The following is a 26,553-nucleotide window of genomic DNA, read 5'->3' on the forward strand; positions in this document are numbered from 1 at the left end:
CGATTGCGAATTGAGAGCGCGTGCCTTCTGCGTGCGCAGCATGAGCCTCTCGATATTCCACGTGCAATCGTTCGGAAGGCGAACAACCCTTAACGAATGCAGCCTCTCCAGCAAACATGATGGCTGGCAATCCGGAATCGAACGGCGCCGCTTCCGCGACGTTAGAGCGTTTTTTTGACAATTTCCAATCCGACTCTGATCGATTTAGTCCTGCCCAAGATGTGAATCTCGAGCGTCGCCAAACGCTTATGGCGATCTATCTTGCGAATCATGCCCTCGAGGCCCGCCAGCGGGCCGCTTTGCACGATCACCTTGTCGTGCTCGATAATCCCCTGCGAGATATCGATGACCCGGTGACCGACCTTCGTCAGAGCATCGATCCAAGCAACTTCGTCCATATTGAGAGGAACGAACGATCCGTTTGTGCCGAGCAGGCGCGTGAACGCCGGAACCTCGTGCAGCGCGTGCGCAACATGCTCGATGTCCTGGGAGACGACGAACAGGTAGCCGGGCGTCAGCTTCTTTTCGACCATGCGCCACTCGCGCTTATAGCTCTTTTTGACAACATAGGTCGGATAGAAGCACTCCTCGACCGAGGGAGCCCCCACCATGCGCTCGACAAGATGCTTCACGTGGCGTTCTTGACCGTTGATGGTCTGAATGACGTACATCCCCATGAGGCACCCCTTGCTTCTCATGTCGCATGGGCACGCCTACGGCCACGCCCTAGGGCCCTTGCGACAAACGGATATTCATCCTCTCTTGGACGATGTGCAACGTGCTCAAAGGCAGCGATTCCACGGTCCGCAAGATATGTAAAGCCGGTTGCCCGTCTATCGCAGCACTCGAACGCGCAGCAGGTATGGCAGGAAAACCAGCTCACAAGATATGATGCAGCAGCGGTAGCAGGCCCGCTTTGCTCGAAAACGAATGAGGGGTGAGGAGAAAACCAATGTATTACGTCATGTCATTCACACTCAAAACCGCCACTTCCATGCGCCGAAGCCGCGCGCGATTGCGGCCGCGCCTCCTCGGCGCATAAAAAACGAGCCCCTGCATCATCGCAGAGGCTCGTACGGTGAGCTTTAGATGCGGGCTGTATCCTACTTGCCCAGCAGCTCCTCGACGTCGAGGGCGATCATGAGCTCCTCGTTGGTGGGAACCACGAGGACGGTGATCGCGGAGTCCGGCGTGGAGATGACACGCGGCTCGTCGGAGCGGATCTTGTTGAGCTCGGGGTCGATCTCGACGCCCATCCACTTGAGGCGCTCGGCAACGCCGGCACGCATGGTGACGGAGTTCTCGCCGATGCCCGCGGTGAAGGCCATGGTGTCGACGCCCTCCATGGACGCGGCCATCTCGGCGAACAGCTGGGAGGTGCGATAGTAGAACATGTCCATGGCCATCTGGCAGTTGGCGTCGCCGCTGTTGGCGCCCTCCTCGATGTCACGGGAGTCGGAGGACTTGGCGGAGACGGCCAGCAGACCGGACTGCTTGTTCATCATGGTGTCGATGTCGTCGATGCTCATGCCGGCGACGCGGTTGAGGTAGAAGACGGTGGCCGGGTCGACGGTGCCGCAGCGGGTGCCCATGATCAGGCCGTCGAGCGGGGTGAGGCCCATGGTGGTGTCCATGCACTTGCCGTCCTCGATGGCGCACAGGGAGGCGCCGGAACCCAGGTGGCAGGAGACGAGCTTGTGGGTCTTGTCGCCCATCATCTCGTGCACGGTGCGCCAGATGAAGCGGTGGCTCGTGCCGTGAGCGCCGTACTTGCGCACGTGGTACTTGTCGACGACGTCACGCGGAATGGCGTAGCGCCAGGCCTTCTCGGGCATGTTGTAGTGGAACGCGGTATCCGGGACGATGACGTTGCCCAGCTCGGGGAACATCTCGCGGCAGATCTCGATGACGTCGGCCTCGGCATAGTTGTGCAGCGGCGCGAGGGGCGCGACCTCGCGGACCCAGCCGAGCGTCTCGTCGGTCACGACGGCGGACTCGGGGAAATACCAACCACCCTGAACGACGCGGTGGCCGATGCCCTCGATGGGAGCGTCGACGGTCTTCAGGATGTCGAACACGTGCTTGATAGCGGTGCGGTGATCGGGCAGCTCGACCTCGAGCTTGTCCTTCACGCCGTTCTCCTCATGACCGATGAAGGAACCGTCGATGCCGATACGCTCGCAGTTACCCTTGGCGAAAACCTCGCGCGTATCGGTGTTGAGCAGCTGGTACTTAAGGCTCGAGCTACCTGCGTTGACAACGAGAACGTTCATGGATCTCCCATCTCATCAATTCTGTTCCGCCATACATCCGACGGATAACACAACACCTTTTATCATACGCCCATTTGGGGCTTTGCGTCCAAAAAGAACCACGCCCGGGACAATTTGATTACCGAAACCGCGCTTCCCCCTTACCGAATGGTACAGAGCACAGCACACGGTGCGCAGCGAGAGCTACAGCAGGTTCTCGCCCAGATCTTTGCCGCCCAGCACGTGCATGTGGAAGTGCATGACGGTCTGACCTGCCGCAGCGCCCGTGTTCGCGATGACGCGGAAGCCGTCGTCGAGGCCCTTCGCCTTCGCGACCTCCTGGATGGCATGCGTCATGGCCGCGAGCGTCTCGGCGGGAACGCCGTCGACGATGTTGGCGTAGTGCTGCTTGGGGATGACGAGCGTGTGCACCGGCGCCTGGGGATTCAGGTCATCGAACGCCATGACCAGGTCGTCCTCGTACACGACGGTCGAGGGGATCTCGTGCGCCGCGATCTTGCAGAAGATGCAATCGTCCATGATTCGTCCTTTCTGTCGAATGACGGCCCCATTGTATAAGAGCAGATGGGTTGGTTGGGGACGGGTTCGTTTCAACCCATCGATGGGTTGAAACGAACCCGTCCCCAACCAACCCATCTAGGGTTTCCCTAGAAACTCAGGCGATCGGAGGTGTCCGCCGCCTCGCCCGCCACGAGCTTATCGGTGCCGTCGACATCCTTGAGCAGCACGCTCACCTTCTGCTCGGCGTCCTCCAGACGCGCGCGCAGGCTGCGGAGCAGCTCGACACCGCGCGTATAGCTCTCGAGCGACTCCTCGAGCTCCATATCGCCGGACTCGAGGTTGCGGATGATGAGCTCGAGCTCCGTGGAAGCCTCCTTGTAGGTCAGCTCGTCGACGTTCTTCTTGCTGGTTGCCATATCTATCTCCAATCTCGGGTCGCGCACGGGCGTGCGTCCCCGTTGTCCTTTTCCACCGAGAGGGCGCGAGCGCGCACATCTCCATCAGCGAGCCTGATGCGCAGCTCGTCATCGGGCTTGACGTCGGCGGCGCTCGTCACTACCCCGGACGGGCCGTAGGCGATTGAGTATCCGCGGGCGAGGACCTTGAGCGGCGAGAGCGCGTCGAGCGAAGCCGCCCGGGCCCCCAGCTCGGACCGCAAGTCCGACAGCAGGGCGCGCCCCTCGTTGCCCAGCCGCGACGAGGCGAGCGCAAGCTCGTGCTCGCGCACCGCAAAGCTCGACGCGGTCGCGGAAAGCCGGGGCGCCAGGCGCGCGAGCGCGGCCTCGAAGCGCTCCTGCGCATGCGCCGCAGCACCGCCCAGGCGGTCTGCGCTCTGCTCGAGGTCCGCGAGGCGACGGTCGACCATCCATGCCGGATCGCGCAGGCACGGCCGTGCGGCCGCCGCATCGAGCGCCATGGCGAGCCGGCTCATGTAGCCTCCGAATGCGCGGTCGGCGCGCTCGCGGAGCGCGGCGACATCGGAGGACGCGGCACGCACCGTGCCCGTGAGCGCCGTCACCATCCGGCGTTCGCGGGCATCGAGCACGTCGACCAGGTCGCTCATGGCAGGCGCCACCGACTCCGCCGCCGCCGTGGGCGTCGAGCAGCGCCGATCGCTCACCATGTCGCAGATCGACGTGTCGGGCTCGTGCCCGATACCGGTCACCACGGGCACCGGGCAGGATGCCACGGCGCGGGCGAGTGCCTCGTCGTTGAAGGTCATGAGGTCCTCGAACGAGCCGCCCCCGCGCACGAGCAGGATGCAGTCGGGCGCGGGATCTATGGCCGCCGCGCGCGCAAGCCCCTCGATGAGCTCGGCGGGCGCCCCGTCGCCCTGCACCTTCGCGCCGACACAGATGAGCTCCACGAGCGGGTTGCGGCGACGAAGCGTTCGCTTCACGTCGTCGATAACCGCGCCCGACAGCGAGGTGACCACCGCCACGCGCGTGCAGAACACGGGGATGCGGCGCTTGCGGGCGTCGTCGCACAGGCCCTCGAGCCTCAGCTTCTCGGCAAGTGCCGCGACCTGCTGGCGCAGCAGCCCCTCCCCCGCCAACGTGAACGACTTGGCCACGAAGCTCATGCGGCCGGTCGCCTTGTACAGGTTGAAGTTGCCCGTGAACTGGACCTGCATACCGTCGCGCAGCTCGAAGCTCCGCTTGGCGTACGATCCGCGCCAGATGATGCAATCGACCGCGCAGGCATCGTCTTTGATCTGGAAATAGCAATGGCCGCTGCGGGCGTTCGGGCCGCGGAACCCCGTGACCTCGCCGATGACCGTGAGCAGCGGAAGCGCGTCGAGCGCCGATGCCGCCATCTCCACCGCCTGCGAGACGGACAGCGCCTCGTCGCCCTCGGACGCGCCCTGGGCGCGCGGGGCGGTGCCCGTTAGATTCCATCCCGGCATGGTTCCCCCTTTCATCTGATCGATGGGTCCGCTCAACGATACCGCGCCGCGCGGACATGCTCCCCGCTCGACGCGCGCACGCTACTCAGAATCGTTTCTCGTGCGCCCGAGCAGGTAGAGCAGCTGCAGGATGGAGGTGAGCGCCGCCGCGACGTACGTGAGGGCCGCCGCGGTCAGAACCTTACGCGCCCCGCGAACATTGATCTCGCTCATGCCCGATTCGCGGATATAGGCCACAGCCCTGCGGCTCGCGTCGATCTCGACGGGCAGCGTCACCACCTGGAACAGGACCGAGAAGGCGAACAGGATGATGGCGAGCGTGGTCAGGCCCGCGATGTTCATGGCGACGCCCGCGATGAACACGATCATCCACATGCTCTGCGAGAAGTTGACCACCGGCACGAGGGCAGTGCGCACGCGCATCATGAGAAAACCGCGCTCGCGCTGCACGGCGTGGCCCGCCTCATGGCAGGCGACAGCGACGCTCGCCACCGAACCGCCCGACAGGTTGTCGTTCGAGAGGTAGAGGTTGTTGTCGCGCGGATCGTAATGGTCGGTGAGATGGCCGGCGACGCGCCTGATCCCCACCGTCGAGCAGCCGCTCTCATCGAGCATGCGGCGCGCGACGTCGGCACCGGACTCGCCGTCGCTTCTCACCTTGGACCATGTCCGGTACGTGCTGTTGATGTAGCTCTGCGTGGCAAGTCCGAGCACGAGCGAGACCACCACGAGCACCAGGTAGGACGGGTCGATACCAAAGCCGTACCCGAATCCATAGCCCATATACGGCATATTGAGCACCTTTCATAGAGCGTTTCCTTGCACCCGTTGTACCCAAACGACGCGCCCGTCGGGACCGGCGTTGAAAAAAAGGCACGGTTCGGCAGGGCGCCGGGCGCCTCATGCCGGGGTGGGCGAACACGGCCCCGTCCCAAAACGAGCTGGCTTAGAGGATCTCGACGGCGCCGTCTTTCACGGTGAGGCCGATGTTGCCGGCAAGCAGGTCGTCGAGCAGCGATCCCACGAGCTCGAAGCGCCATCCCTCGCGCAGGCGGCTGCGCGCGGGCTGTTCGATGTAGTCGAGCAGCTCGTCGCGGCTCGCGATGAACGCGGTGGCGACGCCCGAACGGTCGGACACGAGGCGCAGCAGCGCGTAGAGCAGGTCGCATACGCTCTCGGCCTCGGGGCTCGGCGCGTGCCGCGCATGGCCGGGCGTCGGCATGTTGGCGACCGGGCATCGGGCCCCGTTGGCGATCGCGGCGAGCGCCGCCTCGACATCGCGGTCGCTCAGCTGCTCGGTCCCCCGCACGCGACGGAAATCGCCCACGTCGCGCGGGGCGCGCTTGACGAGAGCCACGAGCACCTCGTCCGAGATGATCCACTTGCGCGGCACGTCGTTTTGGATCGCGCGCCGCTCGCGCCAGGCGGCGAGCTCGCGCGCGATCGCCAGCTGGCGCCGCGTGCACGCGTTGATGCGCTTGACGCGCTTGTAGGCCTGACGGGGCTCGACGACGTAGTGCGCGGCGTTTTTCAGCGGCCGCATCTCGTCTTCGACCCAGCCCATGCGGCCGAGCTTGGAAAGCCGCCGCTCGATGACCGTGTACGCCTCAATGAGGTAGCGGACGTCATCGAGGGCGTACTCGATCTGGCGCTCGGTCAGAGGACGGCACGACCAGTCGGTCAAAGACTCACTTTTGGGCAGCGTGACGCCGCAAAACGCGTGCACGAGCCCGTTGTAGGAGATCTGCACGCGCTCGCCCAGAAACGCCGCCGCGATCTGCGTATCGAAGATCGGCGTCGGCAGCACGCCCAGCGTATGGTAGAGCACCTCCATGTCCTGCGAGCACGCGTGAAAGACCTTGACGGTCTCGGGGCGCGCCAGCAGGTCGGATAGCGGCGAGAGGTCCTCGATCGCCATCGGATCGATGACCGCGCACTCGTCATGCGTCGCGACCTGCACGAGGCACAGCTTCGCATGGTAGGTCTTCTCGCGCAAAAACTCGGTATCGATGGCGACGGCGGGAACCTCCCCCGCACGTCGGCAGAACGAATCCAACTCCTCGTATGTGGAGATATACATACCTCACCCGTAGTTTGGCTCAACCTCCGCATGGAGGGTATAACGACATTCATCAACTACTATACTCGGCTTCACAAGATCGGGAAACACATGCGCTGCCTCATCATCCATAACCCAGCATCCGGCCCCAGCTCCGACGAGATCTTCGCGTTTTCCCGAGCCCTCTCGAGGGCGGGCGACGAGATCTGCATGCGCTTCATCGGCGCGGGCATGGAGGCGAGCGATGCGACCGCCGACGCCACGTCGTTCGACCGCATCGTGGTCTCGGGCGGCGACGGCACCGTATCCAACGTGCTCGACTGCCTGCGCGGAACGCACATCCCGCTGCTGGTGTTCCCCTCGGGCACGGCGAACCTGTTCTTCAACAACATCGGCAACGCGCCCGAGGCGGCCGCACTCGCCGCCGCATGCCGGCGCGGGCGCACGGCGAGCGTCGACATGGGAGAGCTGTACTGGAAAGACGAGGCGGGAGACATCCAGCGCCACGGCTTCATCATCATCGCCGGCTCGGGCTTCGACGCCGCGATCATGGAGAAGGCCGCGCCGAGCAAAAACGACATCGGCGAGATAGCCTACGCGTTCGCGGCACTCGCCACGCCCGAACCGCAGGTCGCCCACTTCACCATCGAGCACGACGGCCAGATCGACGAGCTCGACGGCATCGGCTGCATGGTGGGCAACACCGCCGTCATCCAAAACGACATCAACCTGTTCCCCGACTGCCGCATGGACGACGGCCTCATCGACATCACGGTCATCGAGCCGGCGAAGACCGTCGAGCTGCTGCCGACGCTGCTCGCCGCGGCGCTCGACCCCGCGGGCAGGGGTCTCGGCAGGCCCCAGTTCAAGATGTTCCAGGCCAAGGAGGCGCGCATCACCTGCAAGCCGTCGCTCGGCATGCAGTTCGACGGCGAGCTCATCCCCAACAACTCCGGCGTCTTCGGGGCGCGCGTGCTCCCCCGCTGCCTGGACGTCATCATCGACGACTTCTCGAAACTCAACGCGCGAAACGCCGGGTGACGCCCGGGGAGACGCCGCCGAGCAGGCGCACCGTAACATCGCGGAAATAATCCCCTGACCGGCCTTCCTTGAGGCGCTCCACTGTGCTATAGTGCAGCGCAACACGAACTACCTCGTGATTTCCTGAGTTACCGAAAGGAGCCACCAGAATGAAGACCATGAACCTCGCTCTCAACAACTGGTGGTGGCGTGATGCGATGTCGGCTGGTCGACGGTGAGTCCCTCACGCCTCCTTTGTATGTAGCGCGCAGAAGGCCTCCGGTTTGACCGGGGGCCTTTTTTCGTTCGCGCCCGCGCCGCCGCACCGTATCACGCGCCTCCACGTTCCACCCCACCTCGCACAGAACAGGATGATCACCATGGCACAGTCCCCCAAGTCCTCCCAGGCCCGCTCCGTCAACACCACCGACCACGGCAAGCTCGACATCAAGGCCCTCGTTCTTCTCGCCGTCCTGCTCGCAGCCGGCTTCATCCTCAACATGACGCTCGGCAAGGCGATCGGCGCCATGTCCGCCGGCATGATCAACCCCGAGTTCATCATCTCGGCGTTCTGCATCACCATCCTCGTCGTGCGCCCCGGCGTGCTGCAGGCCCTCGTCATCGGTCTGGTCTCCGCCGCCGTCATCCAGCTCACCACGAGCCTCCCCGGCGCGGACTTCGTGGCCGAGGGCGTGGCCGCCATGCTCATGGCGCTCATCGTCAACGCGGGCATGAAGACCGGCGCCAAGGCGATCATCCCCACCGTGGGCACCTTCGTCACCACCTTCGTCTCGGGCTTCATCTTCATGCTCATCCGCATGGCCCTCATGCAGTTCGACATGAGCATCGCCGCCGCCATGCTGCCCGTCGTCGCCCTCACGGCCGTGTTCAACGCCATCCTCGTCGGCGCCCTGTACGTGCCCATCAAGAAGGCCCTAAAGCTCAACGACTAGGACCGGGCGGCGCGCATCGCGCGTCCAACCCGACGGCCGATCGCCCCGGGTGCTGCGGCACCCGGGCATCGGAAGAAGCATCAGCTCGAACATCAATCAATCGCACCACACGCTCGCGAACGCGGAACGTGAACGACTCGCACGTCTTCCGGCTCGCTCCCTGACGCATACCCATTTCCCTTGAGAAAGGATCCCATCATGACCCAGCGCACCGTCACCGCCCGCTCCGGCGCCCTCGACATCTCCGCCCTCATCCTGCTCGCCGTGCTGCTCGCGGCAGGCCTCATCCTCAACATGACCCTCGGCAACGCGCTCGCCATGACCGGCATCAAGCCCCAGTTCATCATCGCCGCCTACGCGCTGGCGATCCTGCTCACGCGCGGCGGGTTCGCGCAGGCCGCCGTCTTCGGCCTCATCTCGGCCGCCGTCATCCAAATCAACACGTCCATCCCCGGCCTCAACTTCGCAACCGAGGTCGCCGGCGCCCTCACCATGGCGGCGCTCGTGCGCAGCGACATCCGCATCGCCGGGCGCTCCGTCACGCCGCTGGTCGCCGCCTTCGCGGCCACCCTCGTCAGCGGCGCGCTGTTCGCGGTGGCGGGCACCGTGCTTTCGGGCTTCGCCATCGAGGCCGCCCTCGTCAAGGTGCCGATCGTCGCGGGCACCGCGGTCTTCAACGCCATCGTGGTCCAGGCGCTGTATCTGCCCCTGCGCGCGGCCCGCAGGCAGTAACACTCGGGTATGATGGAGCGGGCGCCCCGTGCGCCCGCGTTTCCACGCGCCCGCGCCGGCAGGCGCACGTATCGACGGAAAGGCACTCATGTCAGCAATCATCGAGATGGAAGGCGTCTCGTTCAGTTACGGTTCGGATGCCGCCCACGCCCTCGACAACGTCTCGCTCACGGTCAACGAGGGGGACTTCATCGGCATCATCGGCCCTTCGGGCGCCGGCAAGTCGACCCTTGCCGCCTGCCTGTCAGGGGCCATCCCGCACCACTACACCGGCGAGCTGTTCGGCACCACGGTCGTCGACGGCGCCGACACCTGCGACATCACGCTGACCGACATCTCGCGCATCGTGGGATCGGTCAACCAGGACATCGACGCGCAGATGGTTGCCTCGGTCGTCGAGGACGAGCTGCTCTTCGGCCTCGAGAACTTCGGCGTGCCCCATGACGAGATCGAGGGCCGCATCGAGCGCACGCTTGCCACCGTCGGCATCTCCGAGCTGCGCCATCGCGAGATCGCCACGCTGTCGGGCGGCCAGAAGCAGAAGGTCGCCATCGCCGCGATCCTGGCCCTCGAGCCCCGCGTGCTCGTGCTCGACGAGCCCACGGCAGCGCTCGACCCGGTCAGCTCGCGCATCGTCTTCGAGACGCTCGCCGACATCAACCGCCGTCTCGGCGTCACGGTCATCGTCATCGAGCAGAAGGTCGCCCTGCTCTCCACCTACTGCAGCCGCATCCTCGTCATGGACCACGGCTCCATCGCGCTCACGGGCACGCCGCACGAGGTCTTCGGACGCAGCGGCAACCTGCGCGTCATCGGCGTCGACAGCCCGCGCACCGTCCGCATCTCCAACAGCCTCGTCCGCGACGGCCTGACCGATCGAAGCGAGCCGTGCCTCAACGTGGACGAGGCCTATGGGCTCATCCGCGACATCCTGGCCGGCGTCGAGGGCATCGCGGACACCGCGGCCGACGCTCCTGAGCCCTCGCCCCACACGCCCGCGCGGCCGCATGCGGACGGTACCGCCCCCATCCTCACCCTCGAGCACGTCGGGTTCACCTATCCCGGCGGAGGCGCCAGCGTGGAAGACCTCTCCATGACGGTCTATCCCGGGGAGCTCGTGGGTATCGTCGGCCAGAACGGCGCCGGCAAGACCACGCTCACCAAGCTGTTGAACGGCCTGCTCAAGCCGAGCGCCGGCACCGTGCGCGTCGCCGGCCTCGATACGCGCGAGACCCCGGTGTCGACCATCGCCGCCCACGTCGCCACGCTGTTCCAGAACCCCGACCGACAGATCTGCAAGAACACGGTCATCGACGAGGTCGCCTTCGGACTCGAGCTCACCGGCGTCGACGGCGCCGAGGCGCGCGAGCGGGCCCGCGCGGTCATCAAGCGCTTCGGCCTGCCCGCCACCGAGGCGCCCTTCTCGCTGTCGCGCGGTCAGCGCCAGATGGTGGCGCTCGCGGGCGTCGTGGTCATGGAGCCCGAGATCGTGCTGCTCGACGAACCCACGAGCGGCCTGGATTACCGCGAGTGCATGACCGTCATGGAGACCGTGAGCGACATGGCCGACCACGGCTGCGCCGTCATCATGGTCTGCCACGACATGGAGGTCGTCAGCGACTTCGCCGAGCGCATCGTCGTCATGGCGAACGGGCGCATCCTCGGCCGCGGCCCGGCGGCCCCCCTGTTCGCCGACCGCGCCCTCATGGACCAGGCGAGCGTCACGCCGCCGCAGGTCATCGCCCTCTCCGAACGCCTGACGCGCGACGTCTCGCCCGCGTTCTCCCACATCACCGAAGTCAGCGACATCGTGCGCACCGTAAAGGAGCTGATGGGCCGTGCTTAACGTCATCGATTACGTTCCCGGCGACACCTTGCTGCATCGCCTGAACCCCGTGACCAAGCTCGCGCTCGCCGCGGCCATCATCGCGGCGACGTTCTTGTCCGACGGCTATGCCGCGCTCGTGGGCCTGCTCGTGCTCACGCTGGCGCTCGCCGCCTATGCGGGCGTGTTCGGGAGGCTCGCGCGCCTGCTCAAGCTGCTCGTGCCCGTCGCGCTCATCATGCTCGTGCTCCAGCTCGTGTTCGTGCGCTCCGGCACCGCGCTGTTCGCCTTCGTGACCGACGAGGGCCTCATCACCGGCGGCAAGGCCTGCCTGCGCCTGCTCGGCGTGGCGCTGCCGCTCGTGCTGATGCTCATGGTCACCAAGCTCACCGACCTCGCCAACGCGTGCGTCGAGAAGCTGCACATCCCCTACAAGTACGCGTTCACGTTCACGACGGCGCTGCGCTTCGTGCCGGTGTTCTCGCAGGAGATGAACGCCATCATGGAGGCCCAGACGGCGCGCGGCGTGGAATACGACACCAACAACCCCTTCAAGAAGATGCAGCTCATGCTTCCGCTGTGCATCCCGCTGCTCATCTCGAGCGTGAGCAAGACCGACGCGACGGCCCTTGCCGCCGAGCAGCGCGGCTTCTATCTGCGCACGCGCGAGAGCAGCTACCGGCGCTACCCGTTCTCCGCGGCGGACTTCGCGGCCTTCGCCCTGTGCATCGCCCTCATCGTCCTCGGCATCGTGCTGTAGACGATCCGTCGGCGCCCGCACGCACAACCCCGCACGCACGAACAGCCCCGTTGTGTTTCAATGGGGCTGTTCGTATTGAGAGCACACGCTGCCACGACCATCTGGAGATGCGACATGCCCGAACTTGAGATTCCCGCCTTTGTGCGCCAGCAGATTGCCGAGAGCTACGGAGCGGACGAGGCGTCGCTCGTGGAGCGCGGCTTCGACGAGGCGCGCACCCGCCCGGTGACGCTGCGGGCGAACACGCTCAAGGCGCAGCCGGACGATATCGCCGACGCGCTCGATGCGGCGCGCATCGCATACCGCCGCGTCCCGTGGTACCGCGACGCATTCGTGCTCGAGGACGTGCGCGAGAAGGCCGTCTGGGATCTGGACATCTACCGAGAGGGCCGGGTGTACCTGCAGAGCCTCTCGTCCATGATGCCGCCGCTCGTTCTGGAGCCCCGCCCGGGAGCCGACATCTTGGACATGTGCGCCGCACCGGGCGGCAAGACCAGCCAGGTCGTCGCGCTGTCCGACGGCACCGCGCACATGACGGCCTGCGAGATGAACGGCCCGCGCGCCGAGAAGCTCCAGTACAACCTCGATAAGCTCGGCTGCCGCAACGTGCAGGTCATGCGCGTGGACGCCCGGCGCCTCGACAAGTTCTTCTCCTTCGACCAGATCCTCCTCGACGCCCTCTGCACCGGATCGGGCACCATCTGCTCAGGCGACGAGCGCGCCGGCAGGCGCATCACCGAGGCGCTGCTGAACAAGGTCACCCGCTCGCAGCGCGCGCTGCTCGACCGCGCGCTCGACGTGCTCAAGCCCGGCGGCACCCTCGTCTACTCGACCTGTTCCATCTTCCCCGCGGAAAACGAGGAGCAGGTCGCAGCGGCGCTCAAGCGCCATCGGGACTGCGAGGTCGCACCCGTGGAGCTCGCCGGCGCCGACGGCAAAGCCGATGCCCCGATCATGCTCCCCGGCCGCATCGAGGGCACCTGCACCATCTGCCCCTCGCGCCTGTACGAGGGATTCTTCATCGCGCGCATCACCAAGAAGGACCCGAAGAAGCGCAAGCGGTAACCGGGATGGGTTGATTGGGGACGGGGTCGTTTCAACCCATGGCAGCGAAATGCTCAGCCGTGGGTTGAAACGACCCCGTCCTGCAAAGTACCAGTACGCGTTAGCGGCTGTGCTTGCCGCGATAGGCCGTGTCGGAACGCCTCGGCGCACGGTGGACGCCCGGCGTCTGGGGGCGCGGCGAGCCCTGGCTCCTATAGGCGCGCCAGGCCTCCTCTTCCCGCCTCTGGTCTGCCCGCTCGCGCAGCTTTGTCACGATGGAATAGGCGATCGCGGCGACGATAATGGCCCCGATGCACAGCGCTATCGGCACAAGAGCTCCGGCCTCCACGTGATCACCGCCTTCCTTCCCGCCTTCTTCGGTCCCGACAAGCTTACCAAATCGTCCCTGCCGCGCCCATGCGCTCGATAAAACAACAGGAACCGCAAGGGCGTCCCATACGGGCCCAACGTAAGCAGCTTGTAAACCTGATTGGGAGGCGTGGCGCCCGGGTACAAGAGAGGCGCCGCCATACGGTCAAATCAATCGCTGACATGAATCACGAGGTTGCCATCATGAACCCGAACGATATGCATACGCCTGTGCCCGTCTCGGCCGACGTGCCCGAAAACGTCGAGGCGTCCGTGGACTTCTCCGAGATCGATATCGCGCCGGACCTCGCCGAGCCGGCACACGCCGTCACCCCGGCCGGCGTGCTCCCCATGGAGCCGGCGCCCATCGAGGGGCATCTGCGCAAGGCGGCCCTGCGCGTCCCCGAGGCCATCGAGGAGACCGGCGGCTTCACGCTGTTCGGCCGCCGCATCAAATCGATGCTCTACTCCACCGACGTCGCCGTGATACGCAACGCCAACGCCGACGCGGTCTTTGCCGTCTACCCGTTCACGGCGCAGCCCGCGATCACGCAGGCGCTGCTCACCGCCGCCGAATGCCCGGTGTTCGTGGGCGTGGGCGGCGGGACCACCCAGGGCAAGCGCTCCGTCCAGCTCGCCGCCGTCTCGGAGATGCAGGGGGCCGCCGGCGTCATCGTGAACTCGCCCGCCTCCGCCGAGCTCGTCGCCCAGATCGCCTCCATCGTGGACATCCCCGTCATCGCCACGGTCGTGCGCGCGGATGACGACGCCCACGCCAAGGTGCGGGCGGGGGCGAAGATCCTGAACATCGCCGCGGGGCGCGACACGCCGCAGGTGCTGCGCGAGCTGCGCGCGACCTACCCCAACCTGCCGCTCATAGCCCCAGGGGGCAAGACGCCCGAGACCATCCTCGAGACCATCCAGGCCGGCGCGAACGCCATCATCTGGACGCCGCCGTCGGCACAGATGCTCCAAGCGGACATGATGCAGCGCTACCGCAAGCTCGAGGGAGAGGGCGAAAACCCCGTGCCCTCGATCGACCCGGTGTCCGCAGGCGAGGTCAACCCGCTCGAGGCGCGTCCGGACATCCCCTTCCCCGACGAGGTCGTGGACCGCATGAGCGCGGAGCCGACCCGTCGCACGCCCTTCCCGCGATTCTTCTCACGCAACCGCACGCGCCGGTAGCGCCCCGTCCGCACGCGATGCCGCGCGTGGCCGCGGCCGGATTCGCACGGCGTCGCGGCGAAGGCATGCCGTTGGGCTATCATTGGTGCTTGAATGATGACCGTCCACGCTGCAACCGACCGCGTTTCCGGAGATGAACGATGCCGAGGCTATCTCAAGAGAAATCTGATGCGCGCCGCGCCGAGATCATCGACGCCTGCGAGGCGCTCTACCAGTCAGAAAGCTACCATGACATCACGATGTCGCAGGTGGCAAGCGGCGTCACGTTCGGGCGCGCCAACATCTACAACTACTTCCAGTGCAAAGACGAGATCCTGCTCGCCCTCCTGCAGCGGGAGCACGACAAGTGGACGGCAAGGCTCGATGAGCTGGCGGACGATGCCGAGAACCTGGACGACGAGCGCGTCGCCGAAGGTCTCGCGCAAAGCCTCGCTGAGCGCAAGCAGATGCTGAAGCTGCTCGCCATGAATCTTTACGACATGGAGCAGAACAGCCGTCTCGAGAAACTCGTGGAGTTCAAGCGCTCGTACGCGCGCGCCGTCGAGGCGCTGCAGCGCGTCATCACTCGCGCCAAGCCATCGTGGGACGAGGAGCGCCGCATGCGCTTCCTGTTCAGCTTCCTGCCCTTCCTGCAGGGCATCTACTCGTATGCGTTCCATTCCGAAAAGCAGCTCGATGCCATGCGCGAGGCGGGGGTCACCCCCTACGACCTGGACATCCGCACGGCGACGCGCGATCTTGTCTTGAAGCTCCTCCAAGAAGACTGACGCCGCGCCGCAGGCGGAGCCCCTTGAAGCCGAAACGCTTACCTGGGAAGCACTGATCAATTGCTTCCGCGGCGGTCTGCCCTATGGCGGGTGCCCGCGGTTTTTCGCACCGCGCCGCCCCGGCCGCGCCCTCTTCCCGGCGAAAGTGGCTAGAAATTTCTGTTTTGCTGTAAGCCGGGCCGGGATGGAGGGGTCGGAAGCCCGCCGCCGGCACCGGTTTCCCCCGGACAGCGCCCGATTCGAGGGCTTGAGGGGCCTGAAACCGGCTTCGTAACCGGCCAACAAGGTCAAGACGGCTTATCTGGACATTTCCGCAGCGCCCGGCTTACAGCAAAACAGAAATTTCTAGCCACTTTCGCCGGAAGGGATGCTCTCTGGAATGGGTTGGTTGGGGACGGGTTCGTTCCAACCCGTGGGTTGGAACGAACCCGTCCCCAACCAACCCATTTGCACAGCAAAAAAGACCCGGCCGAGCTGAAAACTCGACCGGGTCGCAAGCTAGTCGACGCGCGTGTCGCCCATGAAGAACAGGGCGACGGTGCCGGGACCGGTATGGGCGCCGATGACCGTGCCGATGTCGCAGATCTCGACCTTGCCCTTGAGCGCCGGGATCTTCTCGCCGACCAGACGGGCGACCTCCTCGGCATCCTCCAGGCAATCGGAGTGAGAAATCGTGCAGCGGCCGGTGTAGGCGGAACCGTTCTCAACGTGATCCATCATGTCGTCCACCAGGCGGACGATCGCCTTCTTCTTGGTGCGGATCTTCTCGCGCGGGATGAGCTTGCCCTCGAAGTTCACGTTCATGACCGGGCAGATCTTGAGCGCCGTGGCGATCAGCGCGCTCGTGGAGCTCACGCGGCCGCCGCGCTTCAGGCAGTCGAGATCGGACACGAAGAACCACTGGTTGACGTTCATCTTGTGGACCTCGGTCCACTCGGCGAGCTCATCGAAACCCATGCCCTCGTCGCGCTTGTCGGCCATGACCTCGACGAGCAGGCCGAACCCCGCAGAGGCGCACAGCGAATCGATGACCCGGATCTTGCGCTCGGGGTACTGCGGCGCGAGCGTCTCGGCGGCAAGGCAGGCGGAGTTGTACGTCCCGGAGATGCCCGTGGACAGCGAGACGTGCAGGATATCGAGCCCCTGCTTGAGATAGGGCTCCCAAAACGCGACGTACTCGCCCGTACCGACCTGGGAGGTCTTGGCCTGCGCACCACCTTTGAGCGTGCCGAAGAACTCCTGCGGCGTGGTGGACTGATAGATGTCGTCCGTGTAGGTCGCGCCGTTCATCTCGTAGTGGAAGCAGACGTAGCCCACGTTGCGCTCACGGTAGAACGAAAGCGGCATGTCGGCCGTCGACTCACAGGTGATCATGTAATCGCTCATGCATTCTCCTTCGCAGACACGAATCGGATACCCGCCCCATAGCATTATCGCACCTGACGCCCTTATCTCCTAGCTGGTATTGCACACGAGATGGCGTGGTATCGAAAACATGCTGCGAGGGCGCGGACGAAAAAGCCGCCGAAAGACCACGTAGGCCTTTCGGCGGCTCGGTGCGAGAGCGATCGACGCCACCTGCGGGAAGACACGCATCGCGGCAGGCGGGGCGATCGGGGCTCACGCCTCGATGTGCGACAAGTCGACGTCGAGCTTCATCTCGGGCACATGGGCGAGCTCGGACAGCGTCACGCCGTCGACGTAGTCGTCGATGGCCGCCTCGAGCCCCTGCCAGAACCTCACCGTCGAGCACAGGTCGGAGCGCACGCAGGAGCCCTCGAGCCCGTCGCAGGCGACGGGTGCCGTCGCGCCCTCCGCCGCGCGCAGAATGTCGCCGGCGCGGATCTCCTCGGCCGGCCGGGCGAGCATGTAGCCGCCGCCCTTGCCGCGCACGCTCTTGAGCAGGCCGGCGGCCATGAGCGGGCGCACGAGCTGCTCCAGATACTTGAGCGAGATGCTCTCGCGCTCGGCGACCTCGCGCAGGGCGATCTTGCCCTCCTCGTCACCGAAGGCGGCGATGTAGATCATGAGGCGCAGCGCGTAGCGGCCCTTGGACGATATGAGCATGGAGTGCCTCCGTACCCCTCGATATGCAAAAAGACGACCAGCGTCCGGTCATAATCTTAGTGAATTGCTCGGAATTAATCTTGACTCTTTTCCGGTACATCTTATCCTTATCCCGAGAGAATTCCTAGGGTTTATCCCGGGGACACACCGTCCCCTTGCATTCGAGGAAGGACACCCGATGCCACAAAGCGCACTCCTCAGCGTGAACAACCTGACCGCCTCGGTCGACGAGAAGACGATCCTGCACGCGGTCAACCTGTCTGTCAACGCGGGCGAGACCCATGTCCTCATGGGCCCCAACGGCGCCGGCAAGTCCACCATGGGCCATGTCATCATGGGCGACCCCGTCTACACCGTCAACGACGGAAGCATCACCTTCGACGGCGCCGACATCACCGAGCTCTCCTGTGACAAGCGCAGCCGCGCCGGGCTGTTCCTGTCGTTCCAGGCGCCCGTCGAGATCCCCGGCGTGCCGCTGTCGAGCTTTTTGCGCGCCACCATCGCCGGCCGTCCCGGCCTGGAGATGAAGGGCAAGGAGTTCCGCCGCCGCGTGAAGGAGCTCGCCGCCCAGCTCGACATGGACACCGCCTACCTCAACCGCGAGCTCGGCGTGGGCTTCTCCGGCGGCGAGAAGAAGAAGGTCGAGATGCTGCAGCTCCTGCTGCTCCAGCCCAAGCTCGCCATTCTCGACGAGACCGACTCGGGCCTTGACGTCGACGCGCTGTCCGTCGTCTCCCGCGGCATGGACGCCTATCGCGCGAGCTGCGACGGCTCGCTCGTCATCATCACCCACAACACGCGCATCCTCGAGCACCTCGAGGTCGACCGCGTGCACGTGATGGTGGGCGGGCGCATCGTGCGCGAGGACGATGCGAGCCTCATCCCGTGGATCGACGAGCACGGCTTCGAGTCGTTCGAGCGCGAGGCCGCCGACGCGGCAGCCGACGCGCGCTAAGGAGGCCGGCTCATGGCAAAGAAGCGTACCGAGGTCGCGGACATCGACCGCAGCCTCTACGATTTCAAGGACTCCGAGGAGGGCTTCGAGCGTCTCGACGCGGGCCTGACGCCCGAGATCGTGACCGAGATCTCCCAGCGCAAGGACGAGCCGGACTGGATGCTCGACTTCCGCCTGAAGTCCCTTGAGATCTACAACTCCATGCCGAACCCGACGTGGGGGCCCTCCATCGCGGGCCTCGACATGGACCATATCGTCACCTACGTGAAGCCCAACACCGACCAGAAGGCCGACTGGGAGTCCGTGCCCGACGACATCAAGAACACGTTCGAGCGCCTGGGCATCCCCGAGGCGGAGCGCAGCTATCTCGCCGGTGTCGGCGCCCAGTACGACTCGGAGCTCGTGTACCACAACATGCAGGACACGGCCTCCAAGATGGGCATCGTCTACTCCGGCATCGAGGAGGCGCTGCACGAGCCCCGCTGGGAGGAGATCATCCGGGACAAGTTCATGACGCTCATCCCGCCCACCGACCACAAGTTCGCGGCGCTGCACGGCGCGGTGTGGTCGGGAGGCTCGTTCGTCTACGTGCCGAAGGGCGTCAAGCTCGACTTCCCGCTGCAGAGCTACTTCCGCCTGAACGCCGCCGGCGCGGGCCAGTTCGAGCACACGCTCATCATCGTCGAGGATGATGCGGACCTGCACTTCATCGAGGGCTGCTCGGCGCCCAAGTACAACGTGGCCAACCTCCACGCCGGCGCCGTCGAGCTGTTCGTGGGCAAGCGCGCGCACCTGCGCTACTCCACGATCGAGAACTGGTCCAAGAACATGTACAACCTGAACACCAAGCGCGCCCGCTGCGACGAGGAGGGCGAGATCGAGTGGATCTCGGGCTCCTTCGGCAGCCACGTGGGCTACCTCTACCCCATGAGCATGCTGGCGGGCCGCAGGTCCAAGTCGAGCTTCACCGGCATCACGTTCGCCGGCGCCGGCCAGAACCTCGACACCGGCTGCAAGGTCGTGCTCGGCGCCCCCGAGACCACGGCGACCGTCGAGACCAAGGGCATCTCCAAGGGCGGCGGCATCCAGACCTTCCGCAGCTCGATCGTCGCCACGCCCGCGGCCGAGGGCTCTGCCGCCACGGTCTCCTGCCAGTCGCTCATGCTCGACGACGAGAGCCGCTCCGACACCATCCCCGCCATGGACATCCGCGCCAAGAACGTCGACATCGGGCATGAGGCCACCATCGGCCGCATCGGCGACGACAAGATCTTCTACCTCATGAGCCGCGGCATCTCCGAGGAGGAGGCCCGGACCATGATCGTGAACGGCTTTGCGAACCCGGTCTCCAAGGAGCTGCCGCTTGAGTACGCCGTCGAGATGAACAACCTGATCAAGCTCGAGATGGAAGGGGCGATCGGATAGTGGAGGCCCTGAAGATCAAACATGCCAGCGCCATGCCCGCCCCCACCTGGGGCTGGCTGCGCATGAACGACGCCACGATCGAGATCCCCGCCGACCTCGCGCGCGCCCGCGCCGTCACCGTGGAGGCCGACGAGGACCTCACCGAGAACCACGCGAGCTTCGAGGGCGCGGTGGCCGAGCTGCAGGAGCGCATCGACGCTGTGCGCGGCGACGCCTGCGACACGCGCGCCTGCGTGCGCGCCGTCGAGCGCGAGGCGGAGAGCCTCGACGACCTCGACACGCCGGCGCTGTCCGCCTACCAGAAGCGCGCCACGCGCGAGGAGATCGCGGGCGATGTCGCCGCCTCCTTCGAGACGGGCATCCATATCGATGTGCGCTCGTATCTGAACTTCCTCGCCGGCAGCACCGTCGTGCTCGCCACCGAGAAGGGCGAGACCGAAAGCGCCGTGGTCCGCGTCGACGGCGAGCCCGGCCACGCGGCGGGCGCCTCCGTCGACGTGGTGGCCGCCCCCGACTCCACGCTCGACGTCACCATCTCGCTCGATGGCGACGCGTCCGGCAGCAGCAAGGCCGGCCTCATCGGCTCCGAGCTACGCGTGTTCGCCGGAGCGCGCTCCCGTGTGAACGTCGTCGTCTACGTGACCGCCGACGCGCCGTTCACCGTGATCGACGATTCCGGCTACGTGCTCGACGAGGGCGCGCGCGTGAACGTCCGCCACATCGTGCTCGGCGGCGGCCGCACCTACACCGGCCTCGCCTCCGACCTGCGCGGTGACACGGCCCGCGTGGAGATCGACACCCGCTATCTCGCCTCCGGCGAGGATGCGCGCGACTTCAACTACATCATCCGCCATCGCGGCCGCAAGACCTTCTCGAACATGGACGCCAACGGCGTGCTGACGGGCACCTCCCGCAAGGTGCTGCGCGGTACGATCGACCTCGTCCACGGGTGCAAGGGCTCCGAGGGCTCCGAGCGCGAGACGGTGCTTCTGGCCAACCAGGGCGTGGACAACAAGACCGTCCCGACCATCCTGTGCGACGAGGACGACGTGGCGGGCAACCACGGCGCCACGATCGGGCACGTGCGTCCCGAGCAGCTGTTCTACCTCGGATGCCGCGGCCTTTCCCAAGAGCAGGCAGAGTCCCTGTTCGTGGCGGCGAAACTCGAGGACGCCGTCCTTTCCGCACCGACCGACGACATCCGTGAGAACGTGGTGCGCCTCGGTTCCGCCCTCATCGATGGTTTCGAGGAGGAGATCGCATGATCGATATCGACGTGAATCCCTATAAGGCGGATTTCCCGCTGCTCGCGGGCAAGCCCGACATCGCGTTTCTGGACAGCGGCGCCACCGCACAGCGTCCTGCCTGCGTGCTCGATGCGCAGCGCGCGTTCTACGAGACCATGAACGCCAACCCGCTGCGCGGCCTGTACTCGCTCTCCGTCGAGGCGACCGAGGCCATCGCCAAGGTCCGTTCGCAGATCGCCGCGCTCATCGGGGCGGTGGACGACCGCGGGAGGGCGCAGGCGAACGACATCGTGTTCAGCCGCAATGCGAGCGAGTCTTTGAACCTGGTGGCCAAGTCCTTCGCCCCGCTTGTGCTCAAGCCCGGCGACGAGGTCGCCATCACCATCATGGAGCACCACTCCAACCTCATCCCCTGGCAGCAGGCATGCGCCGCTGCCGGCGCCAAGCTCGTCTACCTCTACCCCACCCCCGAAGGCGTGCTCACCGACGAGGAGATCACCGAGAAGATCGGCCCCGCGACCAAGATCGTCGCGGCCGTGCACGTGTCGAACGTGCTGGGCGTGGTGAATCCGATCGAGAAGCTTGCCAAGGCGGGTCACGACAACGGCGCGTACCTGGTCGTCGACGCCGCGCAGTCCATCCCGCACATGCCGATCGACGTGCGCGAGCTGGGCGCGGACTTCATCGCGTTTTCCGCCCACAAGGCGTTCGGCCCCATGGGCATCGGCGTGCTGTGGGGTCGCCACGAGCTGCTCGAGCAGATGCCTCCCATGCTCACCGGCGGCGAGATGATCGAATCGGTCACCGAGCAGGGCGCCGTCTGGGCGCCGGTGCCCGAGAAGTTCGAGGCGGGCACGCAGGACGCAGCGGGCATCTACGCCACGGGCGCCGCATTCGACTACCTCGTGAACACCGTGGGCTACGACGCGGTCCGCGAGCGCGAGGGGGCGCTCATCGCCTACGCCATGGACCAGCTCAAGAGCCTGTCGTATATCCATATCATCGGCTCGCTTGATCCGGCCGACCATCACGGCGTCATCAGCTTCAACGTCGAGGGCATCCATCCGCATGACGTCTCGAGCATTCTCGACATGAGCGGCGTCTGCATCCGCGCCGGGCACCACTGCGCGCAGCCGCTGCTCGCCTGGCTGCACTGCGAGAACCTTGCGTGCTGCCGCGCCAGCTTCGCCTTCTACAACGACAAGGCGGACATCGACCGCCTCATCGCCGGCCTCAAAGCCGTCTGGTCCACCTTCCATCCGGGCGAGTAGGCCGCTTCCACCAGCATCCCAGACCGCGGCGGCGCAGGAACAGCGCCGCCGCATTCGTTCGCCAAGGAGTCTTCCATATGGGCAACCTCTATACTTCGACCTCCTTCATGGAGCACAACTCACATCCCGACTACAAATACGAGATGGACGCCCCCACCCACGAGCACGACGGCATCAACCCGAGCTGCGGCGATGAGCTCACGCTGCAGCTGCGCGTCGAGGACGGCGTCATCGAGGAGGCGAGCTTCACCGGCCACGGCTGCGCGATCTCCCAGGCATCGGCCGACATCATGGCCGACCTCATCACCGGCGAGACGGTCGAGGAGGCCAAGCGCCTCTCCGGGCTGTTTTTGGCCATGATCCGCGGCGAGGAGCTCACCGAAGAGGACTACGAGGACCTCGACGAGGCCGCGCAGCTGCGCGACATCTCCCACATGCCCGCCCGCGTGAAGTGCGCCGAGCTCGCCTGGCGCACCCTGGACGGCATGCTCGGTGACGACGAAGCGGAGTAATTGCCACGTAGGGCCAATGGGTCAATTGGGGACGGGTTCGTTCCAACCCATCGGTGGCAGTGTAAGCCGCCGATGGGTTGGAACGAACCCGTCCCCAATTGACCCCTCGCTGACGGCACCGTGGACCGCAGCCGCCTCGCTATTCATTCTGTAGGCTCGCTGTACCGCATGGCGCGAAGGCCGGCTTGCGGCTACACTGCTTTGGAGACATCGATTCAGCGGGAGGGCGCATGGCGCAAAAGCATACGGGCGACACCGACTCCAAGCGCTCTGCCGTCGTGAAAGGCGAGCCCGCCGAGGCGCGTCGAGGAAGCGCGCCTAAGCTGCACGTCGGCAGCGCTACGTCGGCCCGTGACCGCGATGCCGACCGCTCCTCCATGAAACAGGTCAGGATAACCTTCGTCTTTCTCGGCATCGTCGCCGTCATCTACGTTGCCTACCTGTTTTTCAGCGGCCAGATCGACGACTTCTTCCGCGCGCTCGCGGGCGTTGACCTCGGCTGGATCGCCACGGGCATCGTCTGCTTCCTGTGCTATTACGTTTTCGGCGTCCTCGCCTACGCTGTGCTCGCGTCGACCGACCACAACTCCCCTGTCGGCTTTCGCGACCTCATGAGCGTCGAGGCGTCCGGCGTGTTCTTCATGCGCCTCACGCCCGGAGGTGCCGGCGTCATCCCTTCGCAGATCTACCGCCTCACGCGCGCCGGCCTTTCCCTGACCGACGCCTCCGCGCTGCAGTTTGTCCGCTTCACGCTCTACGAGGCGGGCGAGGGCATCTTCGCCGCGCTTATGCTCCTGCTGTGCAGCGGATACTTCCTCGAGACCTTCTCCGACGTCAAGATCCTCGGTCTTGATGTGACCTTTATCGGCATCTTCATGTTCGCCTATAAGTTCGTGCAGGTGGGCGGCGTGCTTTTGCTCTGCCTGCTCCCCGGCCCCATCCAGAAGGTGGGCGGCATCCTGCTTAAAATCGGCCGTGCGCTGCACATCCTGAACACCGAGCGGCACGATCGCTTCAAGAATCTGCTCGACACGCAGGTGAGCACCTTCTCGAGCGCCTTTCGCGCCGCGGCGGCACATAGGCGCGCGCTGTTTGCGGCCGAGGTCATCACCCTGCTGCAGCTCGGCTGCATGTACGCTCTTCCCTATTTCGTGCTGCGCGCCTTCGGCCTCGAAGCCGACCCGATCGTGTGCCTCGCTTCCGGATCGATGGTCGAGCTCCTCGTGAACGCCATCCCGCTTCCCGGCGGCGCAGGAGGCGCGGAGGTCGGGTTCTCCTACCTGTTCGGCGGCATGTTCGGCTGGCATCTGTCCGCTGGCCTTGTAATCTGGCGCAGCGTCGAGTATCTGCTGCCGGTGCTCATCGCCGCTCCCTGCATGGGCATGCGCTCCACCTCGAACGAGAGCATCTACCGGCGTTGGACGAGAAGGTTCCGGAACATGGAGCGCGTTGCTCGCGGCCAACGTGGTTCGCTCGAACGGCCCGCCGGCATCACCTACCGCCCCAAGCGCAAGACGCCGACCGACAAGCCGGGGCAGTCGGGGAAATAAAAACGAACGCATCGCTCACCCTGCCTTCTGAAAGAGGGCACCGTGAACCAAAAGGGACAGTCTCTATTATCCTCGAGAAACGGTATGGAACGAAAAAGTACATAATGCGAGGTAGATGGGCAAATCGGTAGTACTGTTTAGTACCCTTCAGCAGGCTTCGAACGAGACAATTCTTTTCCGATTCTTTGACAAAGAATGCGGGAAACGACGAGTCTCAATCGACAAACAGCGGGGGCCGCGCTGAGCGCGGCCCCCGCCATGTCATCGGGCGGCAGACAGCTACGCCGCCTGGATGTCTCCGATTAGGACTGCAGAAGCGCCAAGATTTTATCCAGCTTGGCGTCCACCGCATGAGTATGGGCATCGATGTAAGCCAATCGGTCCCCAAGTGCTGCCGTGGTCTGGTCCTCGCCCTCTCCGTAGGTGATCGGCATGCGTGCAATCAAATTGCCCACGCCGGAAAAACAAGTCTCGTCCCAGTGCATATGGTCGAACACAAAGCGCAGCTGCGCAGCCTGCTCGTCGGTCAATTCGTCCTCCCGTCCCTCCGGCCAGCGGAGTATATAGGCGTATCCGAAGTCGTAATACTGCTTGAGGCAGATCTCCGCCCCGGACGAGTCCCCGGGACGCCTGTCCCAGTCTCCCTCCGCCCCGATGATGAGGTCGCCCCCGTACCAGATCACCGTGTGGCCCTTGCCTGCCGTCAGCAGGATGTCGCCGGGCATGAGGCTCGCCTTCTCGAAGCGGTAGCATTCCCATCCGCGCTCCACCAGCACGAATCGCTGCGTCGCCGTCGAGAAGTCCGGGTAGGAGTCGAGGGGCACCCCCTCCACGAGCGCGGCGAACTTCCGCGCCGCACCTGAGCAGTCCGTCCCGTCTTTCATTGCGGCCGAGGAATGGCTGCCGAGGATGTACCCGTGCGAATCGTTCTCCGCGTACGCCAGCATCTCCGCGAGCGCTGCCTTAATGCCCGCCATCGACACCCTCCCCGGGCACCTCGATCTCGCCGAGTAGCGCCATCACCGGTGACAGCACCGCCATCACGATGACCGTGGCGAGCGCGCGCCACTCGACATCGAAGACGACCGTGCCCATGATCAAATCGATGTTGGTCGCGATAGCCGCAAGCACGCCCTGGACAATCGTGCGCCCGAGCCTGTAGTACCACTCGTTGCTCGTCAGAAACTCCGTCATGCTCAGTCCTCCGTTCTCTTCAGGGTCTCGATCTCCGTCCGGATGACCGCCACGTCGCGTTCGAGCCGGTACGTCCGCTCGATGACGCTGTTGTGCTTCTCGACCTGCTTGGTCAGCGCCTCGATCTTCGTCTCCGTAACGGCCCGCGCCTTTGAGTTCGACACCAGCACGCCCACCAATGTGAGCGCCCCGGAGACCAGCGCCGCGACAATCGATTCCACGAGCTGCCCCCTCCGCGATTCTTAACGACGAGCAAAGCATCCCGTGCTGTCACAAAGCCCGTTTGCCGATTACCGAAACCCCCGGTTACGCGAACGGAGAGATTGATAAAGTTTATACATATGGAATAAAGGCATTAACATTTGGTAACAGAGTCGCTTTAGGAGGACGCGCCTTGATTCGAAAGAACGTGCCCACGCACCTTCCTCTCGCGGTGTTCGTTTTGGTCGTACTGAGCTTGGCGGCGCTTACGGGCTGCGGATCCGGTGACTCCGAAACCGGCTCAGCGCCCGCCGAGCCGGCGAAGCTCTACAAGACCGAGCTGGTGGGCGTCACCATCACCAACGAGTACGGCGTAGAGCTGGAGACCGTCGCCCAGGGCATAGCCGGCAACGGAAACGTCATCGACTTCTACGTGAGCTAATCATTTTGAGCCCTCGCATCCTTGTGGAGGATGCGAGGACTGCATAACGAGCTGAAATGTGAGGTGGACCATGGGTCTATTCAACTTCGGCGAGAAGGCGCGCCTGAAGAAGGAGAACGGGGCGCTGAAGAAGGAGAACAAGAGACTCAAGAAGGAGAACCAGCAGCTGAAGAACAGGCATCTCGTAAAAGATGGGATGTTCAGCGAGCTCATGTCTGACGGGTTGAGGCATGGAAGCTCCCTTGCCGGAAAGCACATGTCCGACCGGAAGAAGTATTTGAACGGGAAATAAGGC

The 26,553-nt window shown here is 65.0% G+C and carries 29 protein-coding genes; 16 read left to right on the forward strand and 13 right to left on the reverse strand.

Going from position 1 to position 26,553, the window contains the following annotated elements; translation table 11 throughout:
• Positions 1-161: 161 nt before the first annotated feature.
• The 7 genes from loaP to rnd all read right to left on the reverse strand — a co-directional run bounded on the left by loaP (position 162) and on the right by rnd (position 6,760).
• On the reverse strand, positions 162-677 hold the full coding sequence (loaP, locus tag B5F74_RS02090) for an antiterminator LoaP (protein WP_202615094.1): 516 nt from the start codon (positions 675-677) through the stop codon (positions 162-164).
• A gap of 426 nt (positions 678-1,103) precedes the next feature.
• On the reverse strand, positions 1,104-2,273 hold the full coding sequence (locus B5F74_RS02095; RefSeq protein ID WP_066831883.1) for an acetate kinase: 1,170 nt from the start codon (positions 2,271-2,273) through the stop codon (positions 1,104-1,106).
• A gap of 183 nt (positions 2,274-2,456) precedes the next feature.
• Entirely contained in the window at positions 2,457-2,792 is a 336-nt protein-coding gene (locus B5F74_RS02100; RefSeq protein ID WP_087199627.1) for a histidine triad nucleotide-binding protein, read from the reverse strand.
• Between the two features lie 128 nt (positions 2,793-2,920).
• Complete coding sequence (gene xseB / locus B5F74_RS02105; RefSeq protein WP_066831887.1) at positions 2,921-3,190, reverse strand: exodeoxyribonuclease VII small subunit; 270 nt, start codon at positions 3,188-3,190, stop codon at positions 2,921-2,923.
• A gap of 2 nt (positions 3,191-3,192) precedes the next feature.
• The gene (gene xseA, locus B5F74_RS02110) at positions 3,193-4,680 is read right to left on the reverse strand and encodes an exodeoxyribonuclease VII large subunit (protein ID WP_087199629.1); all 1,488 of its coding nucleotides are present in this window, start codon (positions 4,678-4,680) and stop codon (positions 3,193-3,195) included.
• Positions 4,681-4,761: 81 nt separating this feature from the next.
• A complete protein-coding gene (locus B5F74_RS02115) occupies positions 4,762-5,472 on the reverse strand; it encodes a zinc metallopeptidase (protein ID WP_087199632.1) in 711 nt (236 codons plus the stop codon).
• 154 nt (positions 5,473-5,626) lie between these two features.
• Positions 5,627-6,760 (reverse strand): ribonuclease D, encoded by a 1,134-nt coding sequence (gene rnd, locus B5F74_RS02120; RefSeq protein ID WP_087199634.1) that lies wholly within the window; start codon positions 6,758-6,760, stop codon positions 5,627-5,629.
• A 90-nt stretch (positions 6,761-6,850) separates the two neighbouring features.
• Here rnd and B5F74_RS02125 point away from each other — a divergent pair, with 90 nt between their 5' ends.
• From B5F74_RS02125 to B5F74_RS02150, 6 genes are all read left to right on the forward strand, one after another.
• Entirely contained in the window at positions 6,851-7,780 is a 930-nt protein-coding gene (locus tag B5F74_RS02125; protein WP_087199637.1) for a diacylglycerol kinase family protein, read from the forward strand.
• A 359-nt stretch (positions 7,781-8,139) separates the two neighbouring features.
• Positions 8,140-8,712, forward strand: a complete 573-nt coding sequence (locus B5F74_RS02130) for a hypothetical protein (protein ID WP_066831984.1) — start codon at positions 8,140-8,142, stop codon at positions 8,710-8,712.
• 198 nt (positions 8,713-8,910) lie between these two features.
• On the forward strand, positions 8,911-9,444 hold the full coding sequence (locus B5F74_RS02135) for a hypothetical protein (RefSeq protein WP_066831895.1): 534 nt from the start codon (positions 8,911-8,913) through the stop codon (positions 9,442-9,444).
• A gap of 88 nt (positions 9,445-9,532) precedes the next feature.
• Positions 9,533-11,290 carry an energy-coupling factor transporter ATPase gene (locus B5F74_RS02140; protein WP_087199951.1) on the forward strand — a complete coding sequence of 586 codons (1,758 nt, stop codon included), beginning with the start codon at positions 9,533-9,535 and terminating at the stop codon, positions 11,288-11,290.
• Positions 11,283-12,029 carry an energy-coupling factor transporter transmembrane component T gene (locus B5F74_RS02145; protein WP_087199639.1) on the forward strand — a complete coding sequence of 249 codons (747 nt, stop codon included), beginning with the start codon at positions 11,283-11,285 and terminating at the stop codon, positions 12,027-12,029. The genes B5F74_RS02140 and B5F74_RS02145 overlap by 8 nt, the downstream gene beginning before the upstream one ends.
• A gap of 114 nt (positions 12,030-12,143) precedes the next feature.
• The gene (locus B5F74_RS02150) at positions 12,144-13,094 is read left to right on the forward strand and encodes an RsmB/NOP family class I SAM-dependent RNA methyltransferase (protein ID WP_087199641.1); all 951 of its coding nucleotides are present in this window, start codon (positions 12,144-12,146) and stop codon (positions 13,092-13,094) included.
• Positions 13,095-13,194: 100 nt separating this feature from the next.
• Here the strand turns inward: B5F74_RS02150 and B5F74_RS02155 are convergent, their stop codons facing one another.
• Positions 13,195-13,422, reverse strand: coding sequence for a hypothetical protein (locus tag B5F74_RS02155; protein ID WP_087199643.1), 228 nt, complete (start codon positions 13,420-13,422; stop codon positions 13,195-13,197).
• A 224-nt stretch (positions 13,423-13,646) separates the two neighbouring features.
• Between B5F74_RS02155 and B5F74_RS02160 the strand changes: the two genes are divergently transcribed.
• Positions 13,647-14,627: a hypothetical protein gene (locus tag B5F74_RS02160; RefSeq protein ID WP_239283318.1), complete on the forward strand. Its 981-nt coding sequence runs from the start codon at positions 13,647-13,649 to the stop codon at positions 14,625-14,627.
• A 140-nt stretch (positions 14,628-14,767) separates the two neighbouring features.
• Positions 14,768-15,394: a TetR family transcriptional regulator gene (locus B5F74_RS02165; RefSeq protein WP_087199646.1), complete on the forward strand. Its 627-nt coding sequence runs from the start codon at positions 14,768-14,770 to the stop codon at positions 15,392-15,394.
• 498 nt (positions 15,395-15,892) lie between these two features.
• On the opposite strand, the gene B5F74_RS02170 is transcribed toward B5F74_RS02165, so the two are convergent.
• Positions 15,893-16,780, reverse strand: coding sequence for a DegV family protein (locus B5F74_RS02170; RefSeq protein ID WP_066831907.1), 888 nt, complete (start codon positions 16,778-16,780; stop codon positions 15,893-15,895).
• A gap of 234 nt (positions 16,781-17,014) precedes the next feature.
• The gene (locus B5F74_RS02175) at positions 17,015-17,461 is read right to left on the reverse strand and encodes an Rrf2 family transcriptional regulator (RefSeq protein WP_066831908.1); all 447 of its coding nucleotides are present in this window, start codon (positions 17,459-17,461) and stop codon (positions 17,015-17,017) included.
• 178 nt (positions 17,462-17,639) lie between these two features.
• Here B5F74_RS02175 and sufC point away from each other — a divergent pair, with 178 nt between their 5' ends.
• The 6 genes from sufC (at position 17,640) to B5F74_RS02205 (ending at position 24,421) form a co-directional block, all read left to right on the forward strand.
• The gene (gene sufC / locus B5F74_RS02180; RefSeq protein WP_087199648.1) at positions 17,640-18,416 is read left to right on the forward strand and encodes a Fe-S cluster assembly ATPase SufC; all 777 of its coding nucleotides are present in this window, start codon (positions 17,640-17,642) and stop codon (positions 18,414-18,416) included.
• Positions 18,417-18,428: 12 nt separating this feature from the next.
• Positions 18,429-19,841, forward strand: a complete 1,413-nt coding sequence (gene sufB / locus B5F74_RS02185; protein WP_087199650.1) for a Fe-S cluster assembly protein SufB — start codon at positions 18,429-18,431, stop codon at positions 19,839-19,841.
• The gene (locus B5F74_RS02190) at positions 19,841-21,106 is read left to right on the forward strand and encodes a SufD family Fe-S cluster assembly protein (protein WP_087199652.1); all 1,266 of its coding nucleotides are present in this window, start codon (positions 19,841-19,843) and stop codon (positions 21,104-21,106) included. Before sufB ends, B5F74_RS02190 begins: the two co-directional genes overlap by 1 nt.
• Complete coding sequence (locus tag B5F74_RS02195) at positions 21,103-22,359, forward strand: SufS family cysteine desulfurase (protein ID WP_087199654.1); 1,257 nt, start codon at positions 21,103-21,105, stop codon at positions 22,357-22,359. The genes B5F74_RS02190 and B5F74_RS02195 overlap by 4 nt, the downstream gene beginning before the upstream one ends.
• 77 nt (positions 22,360-22,436) lie before the next feature.
• Positions 22,437-22,871 (forward strand): Fe-S cluster assembly sulfur transfer protein SufU, encoded by a 435-nt coding sequence (gene sufU, locus B5F74_RS02200; RefSeq protein WP_087199656.1) that lies wholly within the window; start codon positions 22,437-22,439, stop codon positions 22,869-22,871.
• A gap of 230 nt (positions 22,872-23,101) precedes the next feature.
• On the forward strand, positions 23,102-24,421 hold the full coding sequence (locus B5F74_RS02205) for a lysylphosphatidylglycerol synthase transmembrane domain-containing protein (RefSeq protein ID WP_087199658.1): 1,320 nt from the start codon (positions 23,102-23,104) through the stop codon (positions 24,419-24,421).
• Between the two features lie 302 nt (positions 24,422-24,723).
• Here B5F74_RS02205 and B5F74_RS02210 read toward each other — a convergent pair whose 3' ends face one another.
• From B5F74_RS02210 to B5F74_RS02220, 3 genes are read right to left on the reverse strand one after another with little or no spacing between them, the layout of a single operon-like run.
• Entirely contained in the window at positions 24,724-25,398 is a 675-nt protein-coding gene (locus tag B5F74_RS02210; protein WP_087199660.1) for a hypothetical protein, read from the reverse strand.
• A complete protein-coding gene (locus tag B5F74_RS02215) occupies positions 25,385-25,615 on the reverse strand; it encodes a hypothetical protein (RefSeq protein WP_087199662.1) in 231 nt (76 codons plus the stop codon). The genes B5F74_RS02210 and B5F74_RS02215 overlap by 14 nt, the downstream gene beginning before the upstream one ends.
• 2 nt (positions 25,616-25,617) lie before the next feature.
• Positions 25,618-25,836, reverse strand: a complete 219-nt coding sequence (locus tag B5F74_RS02220) for a hypothetical protein (RefSeq protein WP_087199664.1) — start codon at positions 25,834-25,836, stop codon at positions 25,618-25,620.
• A gap of 173 nt (positions 25,837-26,009) precedes the next feature.
• On the opposite strand from B5F74_RS02220, the gene B5F74_RS02225 reads away from it, so the two are divergent.
• Positions 26,010-26,258 carry a hypothetical protein gene (locus B5F74_RS02225; RefSeq protein WP_087199666.1) on the forward strand — a complete coding sequence of 83 codons (249 nt, stop codon included), beginning with the start codon at positions 26,010-26,012 and terminating at the stop codon, positions 26,256-26,258.
• A 70-nt stretch (positions 26,259-26,328) separates the two neighbouring features.
• On the forward strand, positions 26,329-26,550 hold the full coding sequence (locus B5F74_RS02230; RefSeq protein ID WP_087199953.1) for a hypothetical protein: 222 nt from the start codon (positions 26,329-26,331) through the stop codon (positions 26,548-26,550).
• Positions 26,551-26,553 lie beyond the last annotated feature (3 nt).

The sequence above is a fragment of the Collinsella sp. An271 genome (genome assembly GCF_002159695.1).
Taxonomy (GTDB): Bacteria; Actinomycetota; Coriobacteriia; order Coriobacteriales; family Coriobacteriaceae; genus Collinsella; species Collinsella ihumii.